Origin of the sequence: Streptomyces sp. NPDC006294, from assembly GCF_042870895.1 — a bacterium.
Classification (GTDB): domain Bacteria; phylum Actinomycetota; class Actinomycetes; order Streptomycetales; family Streptomycetaceae; genus Streptomyces.
Window position 1 is genome coordinate 453,809 of the sequence record NZ_JBIAHV010000001.1, and the last position, 25,086, is coordinate 478,894.

A 25,086-nucleotide genomic window follows, 5' to 3' on the forward strand; every position below is an offset into this window, starting at 1 on the left:
CGGCGTCCCCTCCTGTGCGAGGGGATTTTTCATTTCCCCTGGTACGTGAATCGGCTGGCAGTCGGCGAAGACGATCGATGGAGCTTTAAGGATCATGAGCGAGATGAACTCGGCTGCTGAGACAGCGGCCCCGCATCGTTACACGGCCGCCATGGCGGCCGACATCGAGGCACGCTGGCAGGACTTCTGGGACGCCGAGGGCATCTATGAGGCGCCCAACCCGAGCGGCGACCTGGCGGGGGACCCCGCCCAGGTGGCGAAGCCCAAGAAGTTCATCATGGACATGTTCCCCTACCCGTCGGGCGCGGGCCTGCACGTCGGTCACCCGCTGGGGTACATCGCGACCGACGTCTTCGCCCGCCACCAGCGCATGAGCGGGCACAACGTCCTGCACACCCTGGGCTTCGACGCCTTCGGCCTGCCGGCCGAGCAGTACGCCGTGCAGACCGGCACGCACCCGCGCGTGTCGACCGAGGCGAACATGGAGAACATGAAGGCGCAGCTGCGCCGGCTGGGCCTGGGGCACGACAACCGCCGGTCGTTCGCGACGATCGACCCGGACTACTACAAGTGGACCCAGTGGATCTTCGTGCAGATCTTCAACTCCTGGTACGACCAGGAGGCGAAGAGGGCCCGCCCGATCCACGAGCTGGTCGCCCAGTTCGAGAGCGGGGAGCGCGACGTTCCCTCCGGGCAGTCCTGGACCGACCTGAGCGCCGTCGAGCGCGCCGGCGTCCTGAGTGACTACCGCCTGGCGTACGCCTCCGACGCGCCGGTCAACTGGTGCCCCGGCCTGGGCACCGTCCTGGCCAACGAGGAGGTCACCTCCGACGGCCGCTCCGAGCGCGGCAACTTCCCCGTCTTCAAGGCCAAGCTGCGCCAGTGGAACATGCGCATCACCGCCTACGCCGACCGGCTGCTGGACGACCTGGACGCGCTGGACTGGCCGGAGGCCATCAAGCTGCAGCAGCGCAACTGGATCGGCCGCTCAGAGGGCGCCCGCGTCGACTTCGCGGTCGACGGCCACGACGGCGCACGGATCACCGTCTTCACGACCCGCCCCGACACCCTGTTCGGCGCCACCTACATGGTCCTGGCGCCCGAGCACGGCCTGATCGACTCCATCGTCCCGGCCGAGTGGCCCGAGGGCGTCAAGGAGGCGTGGACCGGCGGCGCCGCGACTCCCGCGGAGGCCGTCGCCGCCTACCGCAAGCAGGCCCAGACGAAGAGCGACGTCGAGCGCCAGACCGAGCACAAGGACAAGACCGGCGTCTTCACCGGCTCGTACGCCGTGAACCCGGTCACCGGCGAGCGGATCCCCGTCTTCGTCGCCGACTACGTCCTGATGGGCTACGGCACCGGCGCCATCATGGCCGTCCCCGGACAGGACGAGCGCGACTGGGAGTTCGCGGAGGCCTTCGAGCTGCCCATCGTCCGCACCGTGCGGCCGCCGGAGGGCTGGGAGGGGGAGGCGTTCACCGGGCAGGGCCCCGCCATCAACTCCGCCAACGACGAGATCTCACTGGACGGTCTGGACGTCGCCGAGGCCAAGGCGAGGATCACCGCCTGGCTGACGGACAAGGGCATCGGCGAGGGCACGGTCAACTTCCGGCTGCGCGACTGGCTGTTCAGCCGTCAGCGCTACTGGGGCGAGCCCTTCCCGATCGTCTACGACGAGGACGGCGTCGCGCACGCGCTGCCCGAGTCGATGCTGCCGCTGGAGCTGCCGGAGGTCGACGACTACTCGCCGCGCACCTTCGACCCCGACGACGCGGACACCCAGCCCGAGACGCCGCTGTCCCGCAACGAGGACTGGGTCAACGTCGAGCTGGACCTGGGCGACGGCACCAAGCGCTACCGCCGCGAGACCAACACCATGCCCAACTGGGCCGGTTCCTGCTGGTACGAACTGCGCTACCTGGACCCGCACAACAGCGAGCGGCTGGTCGCCCCCGACATCGAGCAGTACTGGATGGGGCCGCGCGAAGGACAGCCGCACGGCGGCGTCGACCTGTACGTCGGCGGTGCCGAGCACGCGGTGCTGCACCTGCTGTACGCCCGTTTCTGGTCCAAGGTCCTGTTCGACCTGGGGCACGTCTCGTCCGTCGAGCCGTTCCACAAGCTGTACAACCAGGGCATGATCCAGGCGTACGTCTACCGCGACGAGCGCGGCTTCCCCGTCACCGCCACCGAGGTGGAGGAGCGGGACGGCAAGTTCTACTTCGACGGCGAGCCGGTCAAGCGCGAGCTGGGCAAGATGGGCAAGTCCCTGAAGAACGCCGTCACCCCCGACGAGATCTGTGCCGAGTACGGTGCCGACACGCTGCGTCTGTACGAGATGGCGATGGGCCCCCTGGACGTCTCCCGGCCGTGGGACACCCGCGCCGTCGTCGGCCAGTACCGGCTGCTGCAGCGGCTGTGGCGCAATGTCGTCGACGAGGCGACCGGCGAGGTCACGGTCGTCGACGGCGAGCCGGACGAGGCGACGCTGCGCGCCCTGCACAAGGCCGTCGACGGTGTCTCGCAGGACATGGCGGCCATGCGTTTCAACACCGCCATCGCCAAGATCACCGAGCTGAACAACTACCTGACGAAGACGGGCGGCCCGGTGCCGCGGTCCGTGGCCGAGAGCCTGGTGCTGCTGGTGGCACCGCTGGCCCCGCACGTCGCGGAGGAGCTGTGGCGCAAGCTGGGCCACACCGAGTCGGTCGTCCACCAGGACTTCCCGGTCGCCGACCCGGCGTACGTGGTGGACGAGACCGTCACCTGCGTCGTGCAGATCAAGGGCAAGGTCAAGGCCCGCCTGGAGGTCGCCCCGTCGATCACCGACGAGGAGCTGGAGACACTGGCGCTGGGCGCCGAGCCCGTCGTCACGGCCCTGGGCGGCGCGGGGATCCGCAAGGTGATCGTGCGGGCGCCCAAGCTGGTCAACATCGTGCCCGCGTAGCGGACAGAGCTGTCGGGGGCTTCCCCTACGGGCAGGTTGGGGGTTCCGCCGGAACCTACGGCCTGCCCGTTCCGTTTACGGTGGAAGGACACACACGACGCCGGAGGGCGCACATGGAAGCCGTGATCACGATTCTCGCGCTGCTCTTCTTCGCCTTCGTGGCGCTGGGGGTGTACGTGAGCGTGAAGGCCGTGCGTGCCGCCAAGCGCGGCGTCGAGCGCACCGTCACCCAGGCGCGGCGGACGGTGGAGGAGACCGCGCTGCGCGCCAAGAGCTACGGGCAGACCGGCGTGGTCGGCGAGCTCGCCCAGCTGCGGCTGAAGCTGCGTACGTCGATGCGGGCGACCCAGGACACGCTGAACGCGGGGGTCGCGGAGGACGCTTCGCTCTCCGAGTCCCTGGCCCTCTTCCAGCGGCTCAGCGCGCACGGACGAGAGCTGGACGACGAGCTCAGGAGGCTCGAGCGCGAGCCTGACCGGGCCAAGGTCTCCTCGCTGATGCCGGGGCTGCGCGAGCGCACGGAACAGGTCACGCGCTCCGCGGAGGCGCTGCGCTGGGCGGCACGGGACCGGGCGCAGAAGTTCGCCGAGGGCGACCTCGACGCGCTGAGCGCGCAGATCGACATGGAGGCGGGGGCGCTGCGGCACTGGTCGACCACGGACGGTTCGGCAGACGCGGAGAGCAGGGCCGCCGCGGGCGCCGGGGCCTCGGCATGGCCGCAGGCGCCGGACTCGGAAGTCCCGGAGCCGGCCGGGGCCGGACCGGGCGCCACCCAGACGTGGCCGGCGGCATCGGAGTCCGAGGCGGGTGCGGAGCCGGGGGCGCAGGACCGGCCCCAGGCGATCACCGCCCGGGATCCACGGGAGGCGACGACCTATCCGTGGCAGAAGACCGCCCGGCCGGAGACCACGAACTGACGCGTCGCGGCCCGGACATCCCGCGCCTCGCGCGAGGTGGCCGGGCGGCCGTCCGGCACACGGCGTCCCCGCATCGGGTGGGGGCGGGTGCCGCCGACCGTACGGCGCGTCGCGTCCGGGGCAGGGTCGGGCTGCCGTACGGCGTCGCCTGCGGGTAACCTCCCGCTCATGTCCCGCCATGTCGCGATCGTCACCGATTCAACGGCCCACCTGCCGCCGCCGGCGATGGAGCGGCACTCCATCACGGCCGTGCCGCTGACCGTCGTCCTCGGTGACCAGGCGCTGGAGGAGGGCACCGAGATCTCGGCCCGCTCGCTGGCGACCGCCCTGCAGAAGCGGCGCTCGGTGACGACGTCCCGTCCCAGCCCGGAGATGTTCAGCCAGGCGTACCGCACCGCTGCCGACGCCGGGGCCACGGGAATCGTCTCGCTGCACCTCTCCGCCGAACTGTCCGGGACGTACGACGCGGCCGTGCTGGCCGCCAAGGACGCGCCCGTGCCGGTGCGGGTCGTCGACACCGGAATGATCGCCATGGCCCTCGGGTTCTGCGCGCTCGCGGCCGCGGAGGTGTCGGAGGCGGGTGGCTCGCTGGACGAGGCGGTGGCCGCGGCGGAGAAACGGGCGGAAGGCACGTCCGCGTACTTCTACGTCGACACGCTCGACTACCTGCGCCGCGGCGGCCGGATCGGTGCGGCACAGGCGCTGCTCGGCTCCGCGCTCGCCGTGAAGCCCCTGCTCCAACTGACCGGAGGCCGCATCGACATGCTCGAGCGCGTGCGTACGGCGTCGCGGGCCATCGCCCGGCTCGAGGAGATCGCCGCCGAACGTGCCGGCACCGCCCCGGTCGACATTGCGGTTCACCACCTCGCGGCCCCGGAGCGGGCCGCGGCACTCGCGGACCGGCTGCGCGAGCGCGTGCCGGGCCTGGCAGAGCTGCATGTCAGCGAGGTGGGCGCGGTGATCGGGGCGCACACCGGACCGGGTCTGCTGGGCGTCGTGGTCTCGGCGCGCTGAGGAAGCCGGCCCCTGTGGTCACCCGTCAGGGTGGCCGAGTTGCCCACAACGGGCTTGTTATCCACTGAAATCGGGACGTCTCAGCGGGTTCGGGCGCTGGTGCCTACCGTCCTGTGACATGGCTCTTCGATCACGTACCGCAACCAGTGGCCCGGGCCGCGCCCCGGCCTCCGACAGCCGTGCCCGCCACGGCCACGGCCGCGTTCACGGCCGTCTCCGCCGGCACGAGCGCGTTTACGCGCCGGTGTACGGGCCCATTGACGGACCCGGGCACGGGCCCGAGCCGCTGCGCGCACGGGGACCGGCGCCCGCGGTGACGCCAGGCATCGGTGGAGGCGTCAGTCCCCGACGGGGCGCCGGCGAGAACGGCCGTGGCCTACGGGCCGTTCGCCTGCGCGGCGGACGTGCGCCGACGGCAGAGGCAGCCACCTTGCGGCGGCGGGCCGACGCCCTGTTCGGGCCGGGTCCGCGGGCCGTGGGCGGGGTAGCGGGGGAGGCTGCGGGAGCGGCTGCGGGCGTGGCGTCAGGACAGCCTGAGACCGGTCCGTCCTCTCCCGCCTCCGCGCCGGTGTCCGCACGCCCACCCACGCCCCTCGGGGGACGGCGGGCGGGGGCGGGCACCGGCCCGGGCCGAAACGGCTCCGGCGGCCGGGTACGAGGGGCCGGGTCGGGCGGGCCACCGGAACCGGCCGGCGGGGCACGGCCGCCTGCGGTGCCTGCGGGCGATGGCGGGGGCACGGCAGGAGCGGCGCCTGTGGTGCCCGGCAGCGAAGCCCGGGGCCCGGCAGGAGCGGCAGCGCCCGACACGGGCACGGACACGGGCACGGACACGGACACGGGCACGGGCACGGACACGGGCACGGACACGGACACGGGCACGGGCACGGACACGGACACGGGCACGGACAGGGGCAGGGGCAGACCGGGGGACAGGCCGCTCCCGCACATCCGGCTCGCTCTGCGTGACCGGCTGCCGGTGTGGGTCCAGCTCCGGTGCGGGCTCGAGCCGAAGACACTCGCAGCTCTGGCCGTCGTCCTCGTGGCGGCGGCTGTCTTCGCGGCGCAGCACTTCTGGTCCGGCCGGCCGCAGCCGCTGCACGCCCCGGAACTGGTTCAGCACGGCGCTGCCCAGCCGCGGTCCGGGCCGGCGGCGGATCCGTCCCCCTCGCCGGGGCCACCGGTCGCGGGACCTGAGCGGGCTGCCGCGATCGTCGTCGACGTGAGTGGCAAGGTGCGCCGGCCGGGGGTGCTCGAACTGCCCGCCGGTTCGCGGGTCGCCGACGCGCTCGCGGCGGCCGGTGGCGTCAAGGCAGGCACCGACCTGACGGGGCTCAACCGGGCACGGGTGCTGATGGACGGTGAACAGGTCGTCGTCGGCGGCCCGGCACCGCCGGCACCGGGCGGTTCCGGCACCGGGCCGGGGGCAGGCGCCCCTGCCGGGCCGATCAGCCTCAACTCGGCCACGGCGGACCAGTTGGAGACGTTGCCCGGAGTGGGCCCGGTGCTCGCGCAGCACATCCTCGACCACCGCACGCAGAACGGCGGCTTCCGGTCGGTCGACGAACTGCGCGACGTCAACGGAATCGGCGACCGCCGGTTCGAGGTGCTGCGGAATCTGGTGCGGCCATGACCGGGGTGGCGGCCCACGCCGGGACGGGGCACAGGCTGGGCGCGGCCGACCCGCGTCAGGAGGGCCCGACCGATCTGCGGCTCGTCCCGCCCGCACTGGCCACCTGGCTGGCGTCGGCACTCGCGCTGGGGGCGCCGGGCCAGTGGACGGCAGCTGGTGTGGCGGCCTGTCTCGCCGCTGCGGCGCTGCTGCCGCTGTGGGCGGCAGCGGCACGGCGTCGTCGGGACGCTGGGCTCGGCGGGACCCACCGGGACCGCCGCGTACGCCGGGTCGGCCGCGTTGGCGGGGGCAGCGGGCCCGGTTCGGCAGGCCACGTGGGGCCGGCCGCCTCACCGGGGTCGGCGCGCACTCCGGGAGGCCGTTCGCAGCGGTGGCGTCCGGGCGCCACGGCGCTCGTCGCCGCGTTGGTGTGCGCGGCTGCCGGTGCCGTGTCCGCCGGGCTCCATGGGGCGGATCTGCGACGGGGGCCGCTGCCCGGTCTGGCCGAGCGGCACGCGCGCGTCACGGTCGAGCTGACCGTCACCTCCGACCCGCGGCCCACCAGCCCCAAGGTCGTGGGCGCCCGGACGGCTCCCGCGGCCCTCGTACTGAACGCGGAGGCGACACGGGTCAGCGTGGCCGGGGGCGCCGTCACCGCAACCCGTACGCCCGTCCTGCTCCTCGTGTCCCCCGGCGAAGAGGAGACGGCCTGGCAGCTCCTGCCCTCCACACGGCTGACGGTGGGCGGGCGCCTCGCCCCGCCGCTGCGCACGGACGACCCCTTCGCCGCCGTGCTGCGAGCCGACAGCGGCCCACCACGGATCACCGCCCCGCCGACCGCCCTGCAGCGTACGGCCGGTGACCTGCGCGCCGGACTGCGCGAGGCGACGGACGGTCTGGCCCCCGACGCCCGCGCGCTGCTGCCGGGACTGGTCGTCGGCGACACCTCACGCATCCCCGCCGACCTGCAGAACGCGTTCGAGGCGACGGACCTGACCCACCTTCTTGCTGTTTCCGGAAGCAACCTCACCATCGTCCTCATCCTGCTCATCGGACCGCCCGGCAGAGCTCTGCTGGCCGAACGGCGGGGCCTGGCACCCCGCCTGGGCATCACCCTGCGCGGAACGGCACTGCTCGGCGGGGTGCTCACGCTCGCCTTCGTGGTCGTCTGCCGACCGGAGCCCAGCGTGCTGCGGGCGGCGGCCTGCGGACTCATCACCCTGCTGGCCATCGGCACCGGCCGGCGCAGATCGCTCGTCCCGGCGCTGGCGGCCGCAGCCCTGCTGCTCCTGCTGTACGACCCGTGGCTGGCCCGGAGTTACGGCTTTCTGCTCTCCGTCCTGGCCACCGGGGCCCTGCTCACCATCGGTCCCCGCTGGAGCGAGGCGCTCCAGCGGCGCCGGGTGCCTCCCAGGCTCGCCGAGGCGCTGGCCGCGGCCGCCGCCGCGCAGGCGGTCTGCGCCCCGGTGGTGGCCGTGTTCGCCGCCAGGGTCAGCCTGGTGGCCATCCCCTGCAACCTGGCCGCCGAACTGGCCGTGGCCCCGGCGACGGTCCTCGGTTTCGCGACCCTGGCCGTGGCGCCCGTCGCCATACCGGTCGCGGAGCTGCTGGCCCGCTGCGCCGGGTGGCCGGCCGGCTGGATCGCTGCCGTGGCGCGCACCGGGGCGGCCCTGCCTGGCGCCCAGATCGACTGGCCGGGCGGCTGGCGCGGCGGGCTGCTGCTCGCGGCACTCACCGCGGTGGCGCTTCTCGTCGTCCGGCGGCTGACGCGGCATCCGTGGGCGACCGCCCTCTGCGCGCTCCTGCTCGTGCTCGTCGTGGTGCGCCCGGCGCCGCTCACCGCGAGGCTCACCGGCTGGCCGCCTCCCGACTGGGCACTGGTGATGTGCGACGTGGGCCAGGGTGATGCCATGGTTCTGGCGGCCGGAGACGGCACGGCCGTGGTCGTCGACGCGGGACCCGACCCGCAGCTCACCGACCGGTGCCTGAGCGAACTGGGCGTCACACAGGTGCCGTTGCTGCTGGTCACGCACTTCCACGCCGACCATGTCGCCGGCCTCGCCGGGGTGTTGCGCGGCCGGGCGGTCGGCGCCATCCAGACGACCACGTTCGAAGAACCGCGCTGGCAGGCCGAGTTCGTACGGCGTACGGCGGCCGCGGCGGAAGTGCCGGTGATCCAGGCGATACCGGGGGAGCGGCGCAGGGCGGGACAGCTGACCTGGCAGGTCCTGTGGCCCGACCTGTCACGGGGCGCCGACCCGGAAGGCCCGAACGACGCCAGCGTCGCCCTGCTCGTCCGGGCCGCGGGCGGCCTGTCGATGCTGCTCCTCGGAGACCTGGAACCACCGTCGCAGCGACGGCTGATACGCGCCCACCCCGCGCTGCCCGCCGTCGACGTGCTCAAGGTGGCCCACCACGGATCGGCCTACCAGGACCCCGGCCTCCTCGCCGGAGCCAGGCCCCGGCTGGCGCTCATCTCATGCGGCCGGGACAACCCGTACGGACACCCGGCACCCCGCACGGTCGGCGCGCTGCGGGCCCAGGGGGCGCTGGTGCTGCGCACGGACCGGGACGGAGCGATCGCGGTGACGGGCGCCGGGTCCGATCTCCGGGCGGTGGCCCGCGGCGCCGCCTGACCGGGAGCGCGGAATGGTGGAGCGCGCGTCGAGGGTCCTGGAAGCCGGAACCGCCGAAGGCCCCGCGCCCCGAGGGCGGCCGCCGCGCCGCGGGTCAGTCCAGCCAGCGGCCGTCGGCCATGATCAGCCGGTCCTTCAGCTCGTTCTCCTCACGCCATGCCTTGACGACACGGGGGGTGATCCGCAGATATACCCAGGGCTCCCGGTCCCTCGGGTCCCAGTCCAGCTTCGCGGCGAAGGCGTCCGCGGCCTCGGCCGCCAGCGCGGACCCTTCGACGACCTCGGCCGGACCTTCGACATGCACGACGTCACGGGTGTGGCCGAGGGTCACCGCGGCCTCGCCCCGTGGGGTCACGTTGCGGGCGGTCGGGTTGGTGCGCCGGGTGCACATCAGCAGGGAAGTGCCGTCCCAGAGGAAGGAGAGAGGCACGAGACACGGGTGTCCGTCCGCGGACGCTGTGGCGACCCAGGCGTCCTCGTCCTGGGCGAGTCGGCCGAGTGTGTCCCGGCGGCGCTCCTGCCGGCTGCGCGCCGGTTCCTGAGTGATCATGACAGGCACGCTAGGGGCCGCCGGGCGGTGGCGCGTCGGGCGGAGGGCGGAGTGGCCTCCGACCTGGGGACCAGGACCAACGACGTCTGGCCGGGCGGTGGAGGCGGTGGGCAGACTGCACGTATGAGTGCACGTCCGTCGCCACCGTCCGCCTCGAGCCCGTCCCCGTCGGCCTCCGCCGCGAAGGCGCCGCCGGCCCCCTCACCGCAGGACGTCGACGCGTACCTCGCGCGCATCGGCGCCGGGCGGCCCGAGCGTGCCGGTGCCAATGCGCTCAGGGACCTTCAGCTGCGGCATCTGCTGTCCGTGCCGTTCGAGAATCTCTCCGTCCATCGCGGCGAGCCTCTCGTACTGGCGGACGGCCCGCTGCTCGAGAAGATCGTCGGCGCCCGGCGCGGCGGGTTCTGCTACGAACTCAACGGGGCCTTCGCCGCGTTGCTGCGCGGTCTCGGCTTCGGTGTGACGCTGCTCCAGGCCAGGGTGTTCGGCGACGGCGGGCGGCTGGGCATCCCGTACGACCACCTGACGCTGCGCGTGGAGACCGAGGACGGGACGGGGCCGTGGCTGGCCGACGTCGGGTTCGGTGATCACAGCCACCACCCGCTGCTCCTCGACGAGCGGGGCGACCAGTCCGATCCGGCGGGGACCTTCCGTCTCGTCGAGGCGGGCGACGGGGACCTCGACCTGCTCCGGGACGGCAAGCGGCAGTTCCGGCTCGACACCAGGCCGCGTGAGCTCGCCGACTTCGAGGCGGGAGCCTGGTATCACCGGACCTCGCCCGCGTCCCACTTCACCAAGTCGCTGGTGTGCTCCCTGCTCACGGCAGACGGGAGGATCACCTTGAGCGGTCGCAAACTCGTCACCACGGAGGGCCGGGAGCGCCGGGAGCGGCCGTTGGAGACCGACGCGGAGGTGCTCGCCGCCTACCGGAAGCACTTCGGCCTCGAACTCGACCGGGTGCCGGAGGTGCGGGCGGCGGCGAAGAACTGACCCGGCGCCTCCGGGCCGGTGGGGGCAAGGGGGACGTACCCCGGGCCACCGGCACAATGTTGCGGTGAGCGATGTGAGACATGTGCTGGTGCTGCCCGACCGTGACGCCGCCGAGGAGGTGGCCGAGACGATCGGCGACCGCTTCAAGGTACCCGAGGAGCCCCAGCTGGTACGGGACGCGCTGGCCGGCGAGGACGACGCCGAGGACGCGCAGTGGCTGGTGGTCGTCGAGGACCCGGACGGCAGTCTGGACGCCGCCGAGCTCGACGACTTCGTCGCCGCCTGGGACGGGTGGCGCGAGGCGCACTGACCGCCAGTGCCGAGCCGCGTGGGCCGTTCGGCGCCCGGGCGCACCGACCGCCCGCCGCTCGTGCGGCACGCGTCCTCGGTTGCCGTGCCGACAGGACTGTCGGTGGCGCGTGGGATGCTGGAGCGCGATGGCCACCAAGAACTCGACCGACGATCCGCTCGCCCCCGTCACACTCGCCGTGGGCCAGGAGGATCTGCTTCTCGACCGCGCCGTCCAGCAGGTCGTGGCGGCGGCGCGGGCCGCCGACGCGGACACGGACGTACGGGACCTGACCGCCGACCAGTTGCAGCCCGGCACGCTCGCCGAGCTGACCAGCCCGTCGCTCTTCGCCGAGCGCAAGGTCGTGGTGGTGCGCAACGCACAGGACCTGTCCGCCGACACGATCAAGGACGTGAAGGCGTATCTGCTCGCCCCCGTCGAGGAGATCACCCTCGTCCTGCTGCATCCCGGCGGCGCCAAGGGCAAGGGCCTGCTGGACGCGGTCCGCAAGGCGGGAGCGCGCGAGGTCGCCTGCCCCAAGACGACCAAGCCGGGGGAGCGGCTCACCTTCGTGCGGTCGGAGTTCCGCGCGGCGGGCAGGTCCGCCACGCCGGAGGCGTGCCAGGCCCTCGTCGACGCCATCGGCAGCGATCTGCGGGAGTTGGCCTCGGCGGTGTCGCAGCTGACCGCGGACGTCGAGGGCACCATCGACGAGGCGATCGTCGGCCGTTACTACACGGGCCGTGCGGAGGCGTCCAGCTTCAACGTCGCCGACCGGGCGGTCGAGGGCCGCGCGGCCGAGGCGCTGGAGGCGCTGCGCTGGTCCCTGTCGACCGGTGTCGCGCCCGTGCTGATCACCAGCGCGCTCGCGCAGGGCGTGCGGGCGATCGGCAAGCTGTCCTCCGCGCGCGGCGGCCGGCCGGCCGACCTGGCGCGGGAGCTGGGCATGCCGCCGTGGAAGATCGACCGCGTCCGTCAGCAGATGCGCGGCTGGACCCCTGACGGTGTGGCGATGGCCCTGCGCGCCGTGGCGGCGGCCGACGCGGGCGTCAAGGGCGGCGGCGACGACGCGGAGTACGCGCTGGAGAAGGCCGTCGTGACGATCGCGACGGCGGCACGCTCCCGCCGCTGAGGCCTCCCGGGCCTCGCGCGCACCGCCCCGTCCCCACCTCACCCCGCCCCCGTGCCGTCCGTCCACGACGAAGGCCCCGTGCCGTCCGTCCACGACGAAGGCCCCGGGCCGGTCGTCCTGGGGAAGGACGGTGGCTCGGGGCCTTCGCTTCAAGCTGGGTGCGCCGCACCCGCGTGGCGAACGCAGGCCGCGTGCGGCGCTGAAGGGTGCCGGTCAGGAGCGGATGAGAGGGCCCGCTTCATCCCTTCCGGCGATCACATCAGTGCTCAGCCCTGGAGGGTGGCAACCTTGGAAGCCAGCGCCGACTTCTTGTTGGCGGCGGCGTTCTTGTGGATGACGCCCTTGGAGACGGCCTTGTCCAGCTGGCGGGAGGCGGCACGGGCCGCCACGGTCGCCTGCTGGACGTCGCCGGTGGCGACAGCCTCACGGGCCTTGCGGATCGCGGTCTTGAGCGAGGACTTGACGGCCTTGTTGCGCAGGCGCGCCTTCTCGTTCGTCTTGTTCCGCTTGATCTGGGACTTGATGTTCGCCACGAAAGAGCCTTTTCAGGATCGATGATCTTCGAGTTCGTGTCCCTTCCCCGCGGCCCGTCGGGTCCGAGAGGTGTGCCCAGAGAGGGAGGGCACGAGACACAGCTGCTCAGGCTACCAGTCGCCGCACGGGCGGCCCAAACCGAGCACAGTCCCTTGCGCGTGGGACCATGGAGCCTACGTATCGATCCGACAGCGACCCGAGCCGCGCCCGAGTCGAGCTCACCGACCCGGCGTCTGCCAAAGAATCAGGACCCTGCGTGCCCGCGACTCCTACCAACGTGCCCGAGCCGAGCCGTACCGACCCGGCTCTGATCCGCAACTTCTGCATCATCGCGCACATCGACCACGGCAAGTCGACGCTTGCCGACCGGATGCTCCAGCTGACGGGCGTCGTCGAACAGCGGCAGATGCGCGCTCAGTATCTCGACCGGATGGACATCGAGCGCGAGCGTGGCATCACGATCAAGTCCCAGGCGGTCCGTCTGCCCTGGGCCCCCAATGAGGGAGAGGACCAGGGCAGGACCCACATCCTCAACATGATCGACACCCCGGGCCACGTCGACTTCACCTATGAGGTGTCGCGGTCCCTCGCCGCGTGCGAGGGCACGGTCCTGCTGGTGGACGCGGCCCAGGGCATCGAGGCGCAGACCCTCGCCAACCTCTACCTGGCGATGGAGAACGACCTCAAGATCATCCCCGTGCTGAACAAGATCGACCTGCCGGCCGCCCAGCCGGAGAAGTTCTCCGAGGAGCTGGCCAACCTCATCGGCTGCCAGCCCGAGGACGTGCTGAAGGTCTCGGCGAAGACCGGCATCGGCGTGGACGCGCTCCTGGACCGGGTCGTCCGCGACGTCCCGGCCCCGGTCGGTGTCAAGGACGCCCCCGCCCGCGCGATGATCTTCGACTCGGTATACGACTCGTACCGCGGCGTCGTGACGTACGTACGAGTGATCGACGGCCAGCTCAACAAGCGCGAGCGCATCAAGATGATGTCGACCGGCGCCACTCACGAGCTCCTCGAGATCGGCGTCTCGTCCCCCGAGATGACGCCGGCCGACGGCATCGGCGTCGGCGAGGTGGGCTACATCATCACCGGCGTGAAGGACGTCCGTCAGTCCAAGGTCGGTGACACCATCACCAGCAAGGACAAGGGCGCCACCGAGGCCCTCGGCGGGTACAAGGACCCCAAGCCGATGGTCTTCTCCGGCCTCTATCCGCTGGACGGCTCGGACTACCCCGACCTCCGCGAGGCGCTGGACAAGCTCCAGCTCAACGACGCCGCCCTGGTCTACGAGCCGGAGACCTCCGCGGCCCTCGGCTTCGGCTTCCGCGTCGGTTTCCTCGGCCTGCTGCACCTCGACGTCGTCCGTGAGCGCCTGGAGCGCGAGTTCAACCTCGAACTCATCGCCACCGCGCCCAACGTGGTCTACCGCGTGATCATGGAGGACGGGAAGGAGCACACGGTCACCAACCCGAGCGAGTTCCCCGAGGGCAAGATCGACAAGGTCTTCGAGCCGGTCGTCCGGGCCACGATCCTCGCTCCCAGCGAGTTCATCGGCTCGATCATGGAGCTCTGCCAGAACCGCCGCGGCACCCTCCTCGGCATGGACTACCTCTCCGAGGACCGCGTCGAGATCCGCTACACGCTCCCCCTCGCCGAGATCGTCTTCGACTTCTTCGACAACCTGAAGTCCAAGACCCGCGGTTACGCCTCCCTGGACTACGAGCCCACCGGCGAGCAGGACGCCCAGCTGGTGAAGGTCGACATCCTCCTCCACGGCGACCGCGTCGACGCCTTCTCCGCCGTCACCCACAAGGACGCCGCGTACGCCTACGGAGTACGGCTCGTCGCCAAGCTGCGCGAGCTGATTCCGCGCCAGGCGTTCGAGATCCCCATCCAGGCGGCCATCGGCTCCCGGGTCATCGCCCGCGAGACCATCCGCGCGATCCGCAAGGACGTCCTCGCCAAGTGCTACGGCGGTGACATCTCCCGTAAGCGGAAGCTGCTGGAGAAGCAGAAGGAAGGCAAGAAGCGGATGAAGATGGTCGGCTCCGTGGAGGTCCCTCAGGAGGCCTTCATCGCGGTGCTGTCCAGCGACGAGAGCGGCAAGAGCAAGAAGTAGCGGCCACGTCCCCACGAGGTGCGAAAGGCGTCCGTCCCCTGCCGGGACGGGCGCTTTTCGGTTTTCCGGAACCTCCCGGACAGATGCATGCTTGTTGCATCGATCTGCTGCTCCAACCGGTGGATCGGCGTTCCGTTCGTTATCAAGCGGCAGCCCGCAGGCACTTACGCGCCGGTCGAACGGGCTTTACCCTGAGCACGGCTCGATGGTTACTCGCCAGTTAAACAACCAGCCCGTCGCGCAGTGCTGCCGCCGGCCCGGAGGACGTCGTGAGCGAAACCCAGACCCTGATCGAGAACCGGCCGCCTTCGGTGGCCACCCTCTTCACCGAGCGCGTGGCAGCCACGCCGGACGGCGAGGCCTACCGCTATCCCGTGCCGCCCGCATCCGGCTCCGGACCCGACGACTGGAAGTCCCTGAGCTGGGGCCAGGCCGCCGAACGGGTCTTCGCCATCGCGGCCGGACTGATCGACCTCGGGGTGGGCCCCGAGGAGCGGGTCGCGCTCGCCTCCTCCACCCGGGTCGAGTGGATCCTCGCCGACCTCGGCGTGATGTGCGCCGGAGGCGCCACCACCACCGTCTACCCGTCCACCAACGCGGAGGAATCGGCGTACATCCTCTCCGACTCCGAGAGCCGGGTGCTGATCGCGGAGGACGTCTCCCAGCTGGCCAAGGCCCGTGAGAAGCGCGCCGAACTGCCCGAGCTGAAGCACGTGGTCGTCATCGACCCGGCCGGCCTGGAGCCGGACGCCGCCGACCCGGAGGGCTGGGTCGTCTCCCTGACCGACCTCGAGGCGCGCGGCGCGAAGTACCTCGCCAAGCACCCGGACGCAGTCAAGGAGCGGGTCGCGGCGATCACCTCCGACCAGCTCGCGACGCTCATCTACACCTCGGGCACCACCGGCCGCCCCAAGGGCGTACGGCTGCCGCACGACAACTGGTCCTACATGGCCAAGGCCATCGCCGCGACCGGCCTCGTCACCAAGGACGACGTGCAGTACCTCTGGCTGCCGCTCGCCCATGTCTTCGGCAAGGTGCTGACCTCCGGACAGATCGAGGTCGGCCACGTCACGGCCGTCGACGGCCGCGTCGACAAGATCATCGAGAACCTGCCGGTCGTCCAGCCGACGTACATGGCCGCCGTGCCCCGCATCTTCGAGAAGGTCTACAACGGAGTCGCGGCCAAGGCCCGGGCGGGCGGCGGCGCCAAGTACAAGATCTTCCAGTGGGCCGCCGGCGTCGCCCGCGAGTACGCCAAGGTCACCCAGGACAACTTCCGCCGTACCGGCAACGCCACCGCGCCCTTCGGCCTGACCGCCAAGCACAAGGTCGCCGACGCCCTCGTCTACTCGAAGCTCCGCGAGGCCTTCGGCGGCCGGCTGCGCGCCGCCGTCTCCGGCTCCGCCGCGCTCGCGCCCGACATCGGCTACTTCTTCGCCGGCGCCGGCATCCACATCCTGGAGGGCTACGGCCTCACCGAGTCGAGCGCCGCCTCCTTCGTCAACCCGGGCGAGGCCTACCGCACCGGCACGGTCGGCAAGCCGGTGCCCGGCTGCGAGGTCCGCATCGCCGACGACGGCGAGATCCTGCTGCGCGGCCCCGGCATCATGGAGGGCTACCACAAGCTGCCGGAGAAGACGGCCGAAGTCCTCGAGTCCGACGGCTGGTTCCACACCGGCGACATCGGCGAGCTGTCCGACGACGGCTATCTGCGGATCACGGACCGCAAGAAGGACCTGATCAAGACCTCCGGCGGCAAGTACATCGCGCCGGCCGAGGTCGAGGGCCAGTTCAAGGCCGTGTGCCCGTTCGTCTCCAACATCCTGGTGCACGGCGCGGACCGTAACTTCTGCACCGCGCTGATCGCCCTGGACGAGCCGACCATCCTCGGCTGGGCCGAGGAGAACGGCCTGGGCGGCAGGAGCTACGCCGAGGTCGTCGCCTCCCCGCAGGCCGAGCAGCTCATCGAGGGCTATGTGAAGCGCCTCAACGAGGGGCTCCAGCGCTGGCAGACCATCAAGAAGTTCCGGCTGCTCCCGCGTGACCTGGACATCGAGCACGGCGAGCTGACGCCCAGCCTCAAGCTGAAGCGCCCGGTCGTGGAGCGCGAGTACAAGAACCTGATCGACGAGATGTACGCGGGATCCCGCGAGGTGTAGCCGCCGCCATGGTGTGACTGGCGGGCGGGAGCGCGGAAGCAGCCCTCGCCGGCCCGGACAACGTCCGGTCCGGCGGGCCTTCCGTCGCTCCCGCCCCGCTCCTTTACGCCGTCCAGGCCGTTTCGTTCCTGTTTCGTTCCCTCGACTTCGGTGACTCGGCGCTTATGGGCGCCCTCGGTCTGTCACTCTGTCGGTGTCATGAGCGGCGCACGCCAGCACCGACCAGGAGCCGCAGGTGGGGTCCATTCCGATGCAGCGCGAAACCGGCAACCGATCGACTTCCGTGTGGCCGGCCCGGTCCGACGCCGGGCCGGCCGCGCGCACCAGCCTGCCCGGCAACCTCCTCGCTCCGGCCGCGGGGCGCCGCTTCGTGCGGGACGCCGTCGCCGAGTGGACCGCTCTGGGGCTCCTGACGGCCGGCCGCCGCGCGGACCGGCTCGCCGACGACGCGGCGATCGTCGTCAGCGAGCTGGTCACCAACGCCGTCGTGCACGCGGGCACCGCGGCCGAACTGCTCTGCCGCTTCGAGGAACCGACGCACGAGCAGCCGGGCGCGCTGGTGGTCGAGGTCTCGGACCACCACCCCGCCAGCGGCGTGACCGGCGGCACGCACAGCGCCGACCAGTCGGGCACCCCCGACTACGGCCGCGGCCTTCACCTCGTCGCCTCCCTCGCGGAACGCTGGGGCGTCACCTTCCACGCCGCCCTCAAGACGGTGTGGGCCCGTCTGCCGCTCGACGGCCGTGAGACCCGGCCGCCGACCGCCGCGTCACCGGCCCCGTCCGTACGCCGGGACGCGGACGGCGCGGAGTCGGCCCGGCGCCGGCGCGCCGGGCGGGACGACCTGGAGTGGGTCAGCCGCGGCGCGCCCGCGTTCCTCGCCGAGGCGTCCGACCTGCTCGCCGGCCAACTGGACGAGGACCTGGTCGCGGCGCTCGCGGGCCAGCTGCTGGTGCCGCGGCTCGCCGACCGGTGCGCGATCTGGCTCGACGGCGGGAACGAGGGACACGGGCACGGCCACGGAGCCGGGCGCGCCGGGCGCGGGGCGGCGCCGCGGCTCGTGGGCGTATGGCACAGCGACGAGTCGTGCGTGGAGCCGCTGCGCGAGGCGCTGGGCAAGGAGCCGCCCCCGCTGCCGGACACCCCGGACGGCGGACCGGTGCGGGTGCGGTGGCCGGACCGTCGGCGGGTGGACGCGACCGCCGGGTCGGTGCCCGCCGGTGCGTCCGGCCGCGCCGACGCGACGGCCGCCCGGCCCGAGGACGCGGACGCTGCGGGGGCTCACCAGGCCGCGCCAGGCCATCACGCCGTCGAGCACGGGCTCCGGACCACGGACGGCAGCGCGTCGGGCGGCGCCGGGAAGCCCCTGCCGCCCGCCTCCGGACCGCCGGCCCGGCCGTCCGCCGCGGACGGAGACGGCGGCGGCGCCCTGCCCTGCGCGGAGGCCGCCACCGCGCTGGCGTACCCGCTGAGTGCCGGAGGCCGCAGGCTCGGAGCACTGGTGGTGGCGCAGAGCGGGGAGGAGCACGTACCCGCCGAAGTCGCCGCGCTCATCGAGGACTTCGCCCGCCGGGTGGCCCTGGCCGTCGGCGCCGCGCGCCGGTACGCCCGGCAGGCCACCATCAGCCGCGTCCTGCAGCGCGGCCTGCTCCCCAGCCGGGTCGGGCAGATCCCCGGCGTCGACACGTATCTGGTCTACGAGCCCAGCGACGACGGAGTGGCGGGCGGCGACTTCTACGACGTCTTCCCCGCCGGCTCCGGCGGCCGCTGGTGCTTCATGCTCGGCGACGTCCAGGGCAGCGGTCCCGAGGCCGCCGTCGTCACCGGGCTCGCGCGGCCGTGGCTGCGGCTGCTCGCCCGTGAGGGCTACGAGGTCGGGCAGGTCCTCGACCGGCTGAACGGCCTGCTGCTCGACGACGCGATGGAGGCGGCGGAGGCGACGGCGCTGCTCGCCACCGGCGGCCACGGGCCGAGCCTGCCGGAAGGCCGGCACTCCCGCTTCCTCTCGCTGCTCTACGGCGAGGTGGTCCCCTCGGCGTCCGGCGACGGCGGCGCCCGCTGCACCCTGGCCAGCGCCGGGCATCCGCTGCCCCTGCTCCTGCGCCCCGACGGCACCGTCCGCGTCCACGCGGAGCCGCAGGTGCTGATCGGCGTCGTCGACGACGTCGCGTACCAGAGCCACACCTTCGACCTCGAATCCGGCGACACCCTGCTGTGCGTCACGGACGGAGTGACCGAGCGGCGCTCCGGCTCCCGGATGTTCGACGACGAGGACGGTCTCGCGGCGATCCTGTCCGAGTGCGCCGGGCTCAGCGCGCAGGGCATCGCGCAGCGGATCAGGGCGGCGGTGCACGCGTTCGCGCCGACTCCGCCGGGGGACGATCTGGCCCTGCTGGTGCTCCAGGCGGGGTGGCCTCGCGGGTGACGGACAATGGGGGGCATGCCTTCCGTACTGCCTGACGGCGAGCCCATGCCCGAGGACGGCGCGCTGCCCGCGTCCGCCCTGCTCGGGGCCGAAGCCCGGCCGCTGGCCTTCTATCTGCACGTGCCGTACTGCGCGACGCGCTGCGGCTACTGCGACTTCAACACCTACACGGCCACCGAGCTGCGCGGCTCCGGCGGAGTGCTCGCCTCCCGTGACAACTACGCCGAGACCCTCGCGGACGAGGTCCGCCTCGCCCGCAAGATCCTCGGCGACGACCCGCGGCCGGTGCGGACGGTGTTCGTCGGCGGCGGTACGCCGACGCTGCTGGCGGCCGGCGATCTCGTACGGATGCTGGACGCGGTCCGGCAGGAGTTCGGCCTCGCGGACGACGCGGAGGTGACCACGGAGGCCAATCCGGAATCCGTCGACCCGGCCTATCTGGCGGAGCTGCGGGAGGGCGGCTTCAACCGGATCTCGTTCGGTATGCAGAGCGCCCGGCAGCACGTGCTGAAGGTGCTCGACCGCACCCACACCCCCGGCCGGCCGGAGGCGTGCGTCGGCGAGGCGCGGGCGGCGGGCTTCGACCATGTGAACCTCGACCTGATCTACGGCACGCCCGGCGAGAGCGACGACGACTGGCGGGCCTCGCTGGACGCCGCGGTCGGCGCGGGACCGGACCATGTCTCCGCGTACGCGCTGATCGTCGAGGAGGGCACGCAGCTCGCGCGGCGCATCCGCCGCGGCGAGGTCCCCATGACCGACGACGACGTCCACGCGGACCGCTATCTGATCGCCGACGAGGTGCTCTCCGCCGCCGGCTTCGACTGGTACGAGGTCTCCAACTGGGCCACCACCGAGGCCGGCCGCTGCCTGCACAACGAGCTGTACTGGCGCGGAGCCGACTGGTGGGGTGCCGGCCCGGGGGCGCACAGCCATGTGGGCGGCGTGCGCTGGTGGAACGTGAAGCACCCCGGCGCGTACGCCGCCGCGCTTGCGGAGGGCCGCTCGCCGGGCGCGGGCCGCGAGATCCTCGCGGACGACGACCGCCGCGTCGAGCGGATCCTGCTGGAGCTGCGGCTGCGCGAGGGCGTCCCGCTGTCGCTGCTGCGCCCGGCGGGCCTGGCGGCGGCCCGCAAGGCCCTCGCCGACGGCCTGCTCGACCCCGGCCCGTACGAGGAGGGCCGCGCGGCCTTGACCCTGCGGGGGCGGCTGCTGGCGGACGGGGTGGTCAGGGACCTGGTGGACTGATCACTCACCCGGGGTGAACTCGTACAGAAGAGGGGTTCCACTGCCTACGCTGTCCCTGCCCTGCTGCTCGAACGGGATGCGGCGGACGAGGAGGGCCACGGAGATGACCGCTGGGGATGACCGGCCTGTTGCATCGATTGCCGACCTCTACGAGAACCTGCATGTTCCCGAGGGGTTCAAGGCGGAGCTCCTGCGGGGGGAAATCGTGATGACGGCAGGGCCCGACTGGGTCCGCAACATGATCGTTCTGCAGGTGCAGAAGCAGATTCCTCGTCTTGAGCGCTGGTATCCGCTCCAGACTCAGGACCTCGCGATCCCGGGCGGGTCGAAGTTCGGTGATCCCCTGCCTGTCGAGGCGCTGGATCTCACGCTGGACACATCCCGGTTCCGGACGTTGCCGGGTTCCCCCCGCTAGTCCGACACCGTCACGAAGTCGATCAGTTCCTCCACCCGCCCCAGCAGCGACGGCTCCAGGTCCTTGTAGCTCGTCACCCTGGACAGGATGTGCTGCCAGGCCGCGCCCGTGTTGTCCGGCCAACCCAGTGCCCGGCACACGCCCGTCTTCCAGTCCTGGCCCCGCGGGATTCCCGGCCACGCCGGGATGCCGAGCGACGACGGCTTCACCGCCTCCCACACGTCGATGTACGGGTGGCCCACCACCAGCACGTGCGGATCGGTCACCGACGCGGCGATCCGGGATTCCTTCGAGCCCTCGACCAGGTGGTCCACCAGGACGCCGAGGCGGGCGTCCGGACCGGGCGCGAACTCCGCGACGATCGACGGCAGGTCGTCGACGCCCTCCAGGTACTCGACCACCACGCCCTCGATGCGCAGGTCGTCGCCCCACACCCGCTCCACCAGCTCCGCGTCGTGCCGGCCCTCGACATAGATGCGCCCGGCGCGCGCCACCCGCGCCCGCGCGCCGGGCACGGCGAGCGAGCCGGACGCCGTACGGGACGGGCGGGACGGTGCCGCCGGGGCGGGGCGGACCAGGGTGACGGGCCTGCCCTCCAGCAGGAAGCCGCGCGGCTCGAGCGGGAAGACCCGGTGCTTGCCGAACCGGTCCTCCAGGGTCACCGTCCCGGCCTCGCAGCGGATCACCGCGCCGCAGAAACCGGTCGACACCTCCTCGACCACCAGATCAGGCTCCGCCGGCACCTCGGGGACGGGCTTCGACCGCTTCCAGGGCGGCGTGAGATCAGGGCTGTAGCTGCGCATCGCACGACGATACGGCCGCCCGCCGCTACGACACGCCGAAACGCGCCGCCAGTTCCGCCCGCTGCGCCCGGACGAACGCCGCGTCGACGGCCGCGCCGTGCCCCGGGACGTACAGCGCCTCCTCGCCGCCGAGGTCCAGCAACCGGTCCAGTGCGGCGGGCCACCGGGAGGTGATGGCATCCGGCCCCGCCTGCGGCTCGCCGGACTCCTCGACCAGGTCGCCGCAGAACACCACCTCCGGCTCACCCGGCACCAGCAGCGCCAGGTCGTGCCCCGAGTGCCCCGGTCCCACATTGGCGAGCAGCACCTGGCGGCCGCCGAGGTCGAGCGTCCACTCGCCGCACACCGGATGGTGCGGCGCGACCAGCAGGTCCGCCGCCTCCGCCGCCTCGTCGGGCGGCACCCCGTGCCGTACCGCGGTGTCCCGGACGGCGTCCCGCTCCCGGCCCAGCAGCGTGTCCAGGCCCACCGCCCCGTACACCTCCGCGCCCGCGAAGGCGGCCGTGCCCAGCACATGGTCGAAGTGGGGATGGCTCAGTGCGATGTGCGTCACCCGGCGGCCGCCCATCAGCGCCTGCGCCTGGGCCCGGATCTGCGCCCCCTCGCGAAGCGTCGAGCCCGTGTCGTACAGCAGCGCGGCGTCCGCGCCGATCACCAGGCCGACGGTCGCGTCCCAGCCCGGCAGGCGGCGACGGCCGACGCCGGGGGCGAGCCGTTCCCAGCCGAAGTCTTCCCAACTGACGTCCATACGGCGACGCTATCCGCATCACCTCCGCGCCCGCCTGTGCGGACCGTGCCCGGCGCCATGTCCGACCGCATGGTCTGCCACCCTTGCTACGCGTGTACCCGACAGCCGTACACTGGCCGGGGAATGTTGGCACTCGAACACAGCGAGTGCCAGACCACATACGAGGAACCACATCTGGAGGTGCGCGAATGCTCAGCGAACGCAGGCTCGAGGTGCTGCGCGCCATCGTCCAGGACTATGTCGGCACCGAGGAGCCCGTCGGCTCGAAGGCCCTCACCGAGCGGCACAGGCTCGGCGTCTCCCCGGCCACCGTCCGCAACGACATGGCCGTGCTGGAGGAGGAGGGCTTCATCGCCCAGCCGCACACCAGCGCCGGCCGGATCCCCACGGACAAGGGGTACCGGTTGTTCGTCGACCGGCTGGCGGGCGTCAAGCCGCTGTCGTCGCCCGAGCGCCGCGCCATCCAGAACTTCCTGGACGGGGCGGTCGACCTCGACGACGTCGTGGGCCGCACGGTCCGGCTGCTGGCGCAGCTGACCCGGCAGGTCGCCGTCGTCCAGTACCCCTCGCTGACCCGGTCCACGGTCCGGCATGTGGAACTCCTCTCCCTCGCTCCCGCCCGCCTGATGCTCGTGCTGATCACGGACACCGGCCGGGTGGAGCAGCGCATGATCGACTGCCCCGCGCCGTTCGGCGACACCTCGCTCGCGGACCTGCGGGCCCGGCTCAACAGCCGGGTCGTGGGACGCCGCTTCGCGGATGTGCCGCAGCTGGTGCAGGACCTTCCCGAATCCTTCGAGCACGAGGACCGCGGTACCGTCTCCACGGTGCTGTCCACCCTGCTCGAGACCCTGGTCGAGGAGACCGAGGAACGGCTCGTGATCGGCGGCACCGCCAATCTGACCCGCTTCGGGCACGACTTCCCGCTGACCATCCGGCCCGTGCTGGAGGCGCTCGAGGAGCATGTGGTGCTGCTCAAGCTGCTCGGGGAGGCGAATGAGTCCGGCGGCATGGGCATGACCGTACGAATCGGTCATGAGAACGCCCATGAAGGACTCAACTCCACGTCCGTGGTCTCCGTCGGCTACGGTTCGGGCGACGAGGCAGTCGCCAAACTCGGCGTGGTCGGACCGACCCGCATGGACTACCCCGGAACGATGGGAGCGGTACGCGCAGTGGCACGTTACGTCGGACAGATCCTGGCGGAGTCGTAAGTGGCCACGGACTACTACGCCGTACTCGGCGTGCGCCGCGACGCATCGCAGGACGAGATCAAGAAGGCCTTCCGCCGCCTCGCGCGCGAACTCCACCCGGACGTGAATCCGGACCCGAAGACGCAGGAGCGCTTCAAGGAGATCAACGCCGCGTACGAGGTGCTCTCGGACCCGCAGAAGAAGCAGGTCTACGACCTCGGCGGAGACCCGCTCTCGCAGGCCGGAGGCGGTGGCGCCGGAGGCTTCGGCGCGGGCGGCTTCGGCAACTTCTCGGACATCATGGACGCGTTCTTCGGTACGGCGTCGCAGCGCGGGCCGCGCTCGCGTACGCGCCGTGGCCAGGACGCGATGATCCGCCTCGAGATCGAGCTCAACGAGGCGGCCTTCGGCACGACGAAGGACATCCAGGTCGACACGGCCGTCGTCTGCACGACCTGCTCGGGCGAGGGTGCCGCGCCCGGTACGTCCGCGCAGACCTGTGACATGTGCCGCGGCCGCGGTGAGGTCTCGCAGGTGACGCGGTCCTTCCTGGGCCAGGTCATGACGTCGCGGCCCTGCCCGCAGTGCCAGGGCTTCGGCACGGTCGTCCCCACGCCGTGCCCCGAGTGCGCCGGCGACGGGCGGGTGCGCTCGCGTCGCACCCTGACCGTGAAGATCCCGGCCGGTGTCGACAACGGCACCCGGATCCAGCTCGCGGGCGAGGGCGAGGTCGGCCCGGGCGGCGGCCCCGCCGGTGACCTGTACGTCGAGATCCACGAGGTCGCCCACTCCGTCTTCCAGCGGCGCGGCGACGACCTGCACTGCACGGTGACGATCCCCATGACGGCGGCGGCGCTCGGCACGAAGTGCCCGCTGGAGACGCTCGACGGCATGGAGGAGGTCGACATCCGCCCCGGCACCCAGTCCGGCCAGTCGATCCCGCTCCACGGGCGCGGCATCACGCACCTGCGCGGCGGCGGCCGCGGCGACCTGATCGTCCACGTCGAGGTGACGACCCCGTCGAAGCTGGACGTGGAGCAGGAGCGGCTGCTGAGGGATCTGGCGAAGCTGAGGGGTGAGGAGCGGCCGCTCGGTCAGTTTCAGCCGGGGCAGCAGGGGCTCTTCTCCCGCCTGAAGGACGCGTTCAACGGGCGCTAGGCGTTCTGCCCGGGTGCGTGCGCCGGGGCGGGTGGATCCGCCCCGGGGCCATCCCGGCCTCCGGGCCGGGGTGGGGCCCCGCCCCGGACCCGTCCGGCCCTTCCGGGCGGCAGGTGGGGACTTGGGCTCCGGGCCAGTGCCGCAGGGTGGCCGGGCCGGGCCCCGCCCGGACCCGGTACCGCGCTCCGCGCGGTGGC

The 25,086-nt window shown here is 72.4% G+C and carries 19 protein-coding genes; 15 read left to right on the plus strand and 4 right to left on the minus strand.

The annotated features are described in order from the left end of the window. The first annotated feature begins 94 nt into the window (after positions 1 to 94). The 5 genes from leuS to ACFYOP_RS02015 all read left to right on the plus strand — a co-directional run bounded on the left by leuS (position 95) and on the right by ACFYOP_RS02015 (position 9,123). Positions 95 to 2,947: a leucine--tRNA ligase gene (gene leuS / locus ACFYOP_RS01995; RefSeq protein ID WP_356889886.1), complete on the plus strand. Its 2,853-nt coding sequence runs from the start codon at positions 95 to 97 to the stop codon at positions 2,945 to 2,947. Between the two features lie 113 nt (positions 2,948 to 3,060). Continuing rightward, positions 3,061 to 3,864, plus strand: coding sequence for a hypothetical protein (locus tag ACFYOP_RS02000; protein WP_356889888.1), 804 nt, complete (start codon positions 3,061 to 3,063; stop codon positions 3,862 to 3,864). A 168-nt stretch (positions 3,865 to 4,032) separates the two neighbouring features. Next, a complete protein-coding gene (locus ACFYOP_RS02005) occupies positions 4,033 to 4,878 on the plus strand; it encodes a DegV family protein (RefSeq protein WP_356889890.1) in 846 nt (281 codons plus the stop codon). Between the two features lie 757 nt (positions 4,879 to 5,635). Continuing rightward, complete coding sequence (locus tag ACFYOP_RS02010) at positions 5,636 to 6,508, plus strand: ComEA family DNA-binding protein (protein WP_356889892.1); 873 nt, start codon at positions 5,636 to 5,638, stop codon at positions 6,506 to 6,508. Continuing rightward, on the plus strand, positions 6,505 to 9,123 hold the full coding sequence (locus tag ACFYOP_RS02015) for a ComEC/Rec2 family competence protein (protein WP_356889894.1): 2,619 nt from the start codon (positions 6,505 to 6,507) through the stop codon (positions 9,121 to 9,123). Before ACFYOP_RS02010 ends, ACFYOP_RS02015 begins: the two co-directional genes overlap by 4 nt. 94 nt (positions 9,124 to 9,217) lie before the next feature. Here the strand turns inward: ACFYOP_RS02015 and ACFYOP_RS02020 are convergent, their stop codons facing one another. After that, positions 9,218 to 9,673: a pyridoxamine 5'-phosphate oxidase family protein gene (locus ACFYOP_RS02020; protein ID WP_356889896.1), complete on the minus strand. Its 456-nt coding sequence runs from the start codon at positions 9,671 to 9,673 to the stop codon at positions 9,218 to 9,220. 123 nt (positions 9,674 to 9,796) lie between these two features. Here ACFYOP_RS02020 and ACFYOP_RS02025 point away from each other — a divergent pair, with 123 nt between their 5' ends. The 3 genes from ACFYOP_RS02025 to holA all read left to right on the plus strand — a co-directional run bounded on the left by ACFYOP_RS02025 (position 9,797) and on the right by holA (position 12,084). Then, positions 9,797 to 10,663, plus strand: a complete 867-nt coding sequence (locus ACFYOP_RS02025) for an arylamine N-acetyltransferase (protein ID WP_356889898.1) — start codon at positions 9,797 to 9,799, stop codon at positions 10,661 to 10,663. Between the two features lie 64 nt (positions 10,664 to 10,727). Then, complete coding sequence (locus ACFYOP_RS02030; protein WP_356889900.1) at positions 10,728 to 10,973, plus strand: hypothetical protein; 246 nt, start codon at positions 10,728 to 10,730, stop codon at positions 10,971 to 10,973. A gap of 127 nt (positions 10,974 to 11,100) precedes the next feature. Next, positions 11,101 to 12,084, plus strand: coding sequence for a DNA polymerase III subunit delta (gene holA / locus ACFYOP_RS02035; RefSeq protein ID WP_356889902.1), 984 nt, complete (start codon positions 11,101 to 11,103; stop codon positions 12,082 to 12,084). A gap of 266 nt (positions 12,085 to 12,350) precedes the next feature. Here the strand turns inward: holA and rpsT are convergent, their stop codons facing one another. Further along, on the minus strand, positions 12,351 to 12,617 hold the full coding sequence (gene rpsT, locus ACFYOP_RS02040; protein ID WP_356889904.1) for a 30S ribosomal protein S20: 267 nt from the start codon (positions 12,615 to 12,617) through the stop codon (positions 12,351 to 12,353). A 257-nt stretch (positions 12,618 to 12,874) separates the two neighbouring features. Here rpsT and lepA point away from each other — a divergent pair, with 257 nt between their 5' ends. The 5 genes from lepA to ACFYOP_RS02065 all read left to right on the plus strand — a co-directional run bounded on the left by lepA (position 12,875) and on the right by ACFYOP_RS02065 (position 20,987). Beyond that, a complete protein-coding gene (gene lepA / locus ACFYOP_RS02045; RefSeq protein ID WP_356889906.1) occupies positions 12,875 to 14,740 on the plus strand; it encodes a translation elongation factor 4 in 1,866 nt (621 codons plus the stop codon). A gap of 269 nt (positions 14,741 to 15,009) precedes the next feature. Beyond that, positions 15,010 to 16,899, plus strand: a complete 1,890-nt coding sequence (locus tag ACFYOP_RS02050) for an AMP-dependent synthetase/ligase (RefSeq protein ID WP_356889908.1) — start codon at positions 15,010 to 15,012, stop codon at positions 16,897 to 16,899. Positions 16,900 to 17,149: 250 nt separating this feature from the next. Beyond that, positions 17,150 to 19,324 carry a SpoIIE family protein phosphatase gene (locus ACFYOP_RS02055; protein ID WP_356890251.1) on the plus strand — a complete coding sequence of 725 codons (2,175 nt, stop codon included), beginning with the start codon at positions 17,150 to 17,152 and terminating at the stop codon, positions 19,322 to 19,324. A gap of 15 nt (positions 19,325 to 19,339) precedes the next feature. Further along, positions 19,340 to 20,572, plus strand: a complete 1,233-nt coding sequence (gene hemW / locus ACFYOP_RS02060; protein WP_356889910.1) for a radical SAM family heme chaperone HemW — start codon at positions 19,340 to 19,342, stop codon at positions 20,570 to 20,572. Between the two features lie 103 nt (positions 20,573 to 20,675). Next, positions 20,676 to 20,987 carry a hypothetical protein gene (locus tag ACFYOP_RS02065; RefSeq protein WP_356889912.1) on the plus strand — a complete coding sequence of 104 codons (312 nt, stop codon included), beginning with the start codon at positions 20,676 to 20,678 and terminating at the stop codon, positions 20,985 to 20,987. Here ACFYOP_RS02065 and ACFYOP_RS02070 read toward each other — a convergent pair. Beyond that, positions 20,984 to 21,790 carry a DUF3097 domain-containing protein gene (locus tag ACFYOP_RS02070; RefSeq protein ID WP_356889914.1) on the minus strand — a complete coding sequence of 269 codons (807 nt, stop codon included), beginning with the start codon at positions 21,788 to 21,790 and terminating at the stop codon, positions 20,984 to 20,986. The genes ACFYOP_RS02065 and ACFYOP_RS02070 overlap by 4 nt on opposite strands. A 25-nt stretch (positions 21,791 to 21,815) precedes the next feature. Next, on the minus strand, positions 21,816 to 22,538 hold the full coding sequence (locus tag ACFYOP_RS02075) for an MBL fold metallo-hydrolase (protein WP_356889916.1): 723 nt from the start codon (positions 22,536 to 22,538) through the stop codon (positions 21,816 to 21,818). 188 nt (positions 22,539 to 22,726) lie between these two features. Here ACFYOP_RS02075 and hrcA point away from each other — a divergent pair, with 188 nt between their 5' ends. Next, entirely contained in the window at positions 22,727 to 23,752 is a 1,026-nt protein-coding gene (hrcA, locus tag ACFYOP_RS02080; protein ID WP_356889918.1) for a heat-inducible transcriptional repressor HrcA, read from the plus strand. Beyond that, on the plus strand, positions 23,753 to 24,889 hold the full coding sequence (dnaJ, locus tag ACFYOP_RS02085) for a molecular chaperone DnaJ (RefSeq protein ID WP_356889920.1): 1,137 nt from the start codon (positions 23,753 to 23,755) through the stop codon (positions 24,887 to 24,889). The last annotated feature ends 197 nt before the right edge of the window (positions 24,890 to 25,086 follow it).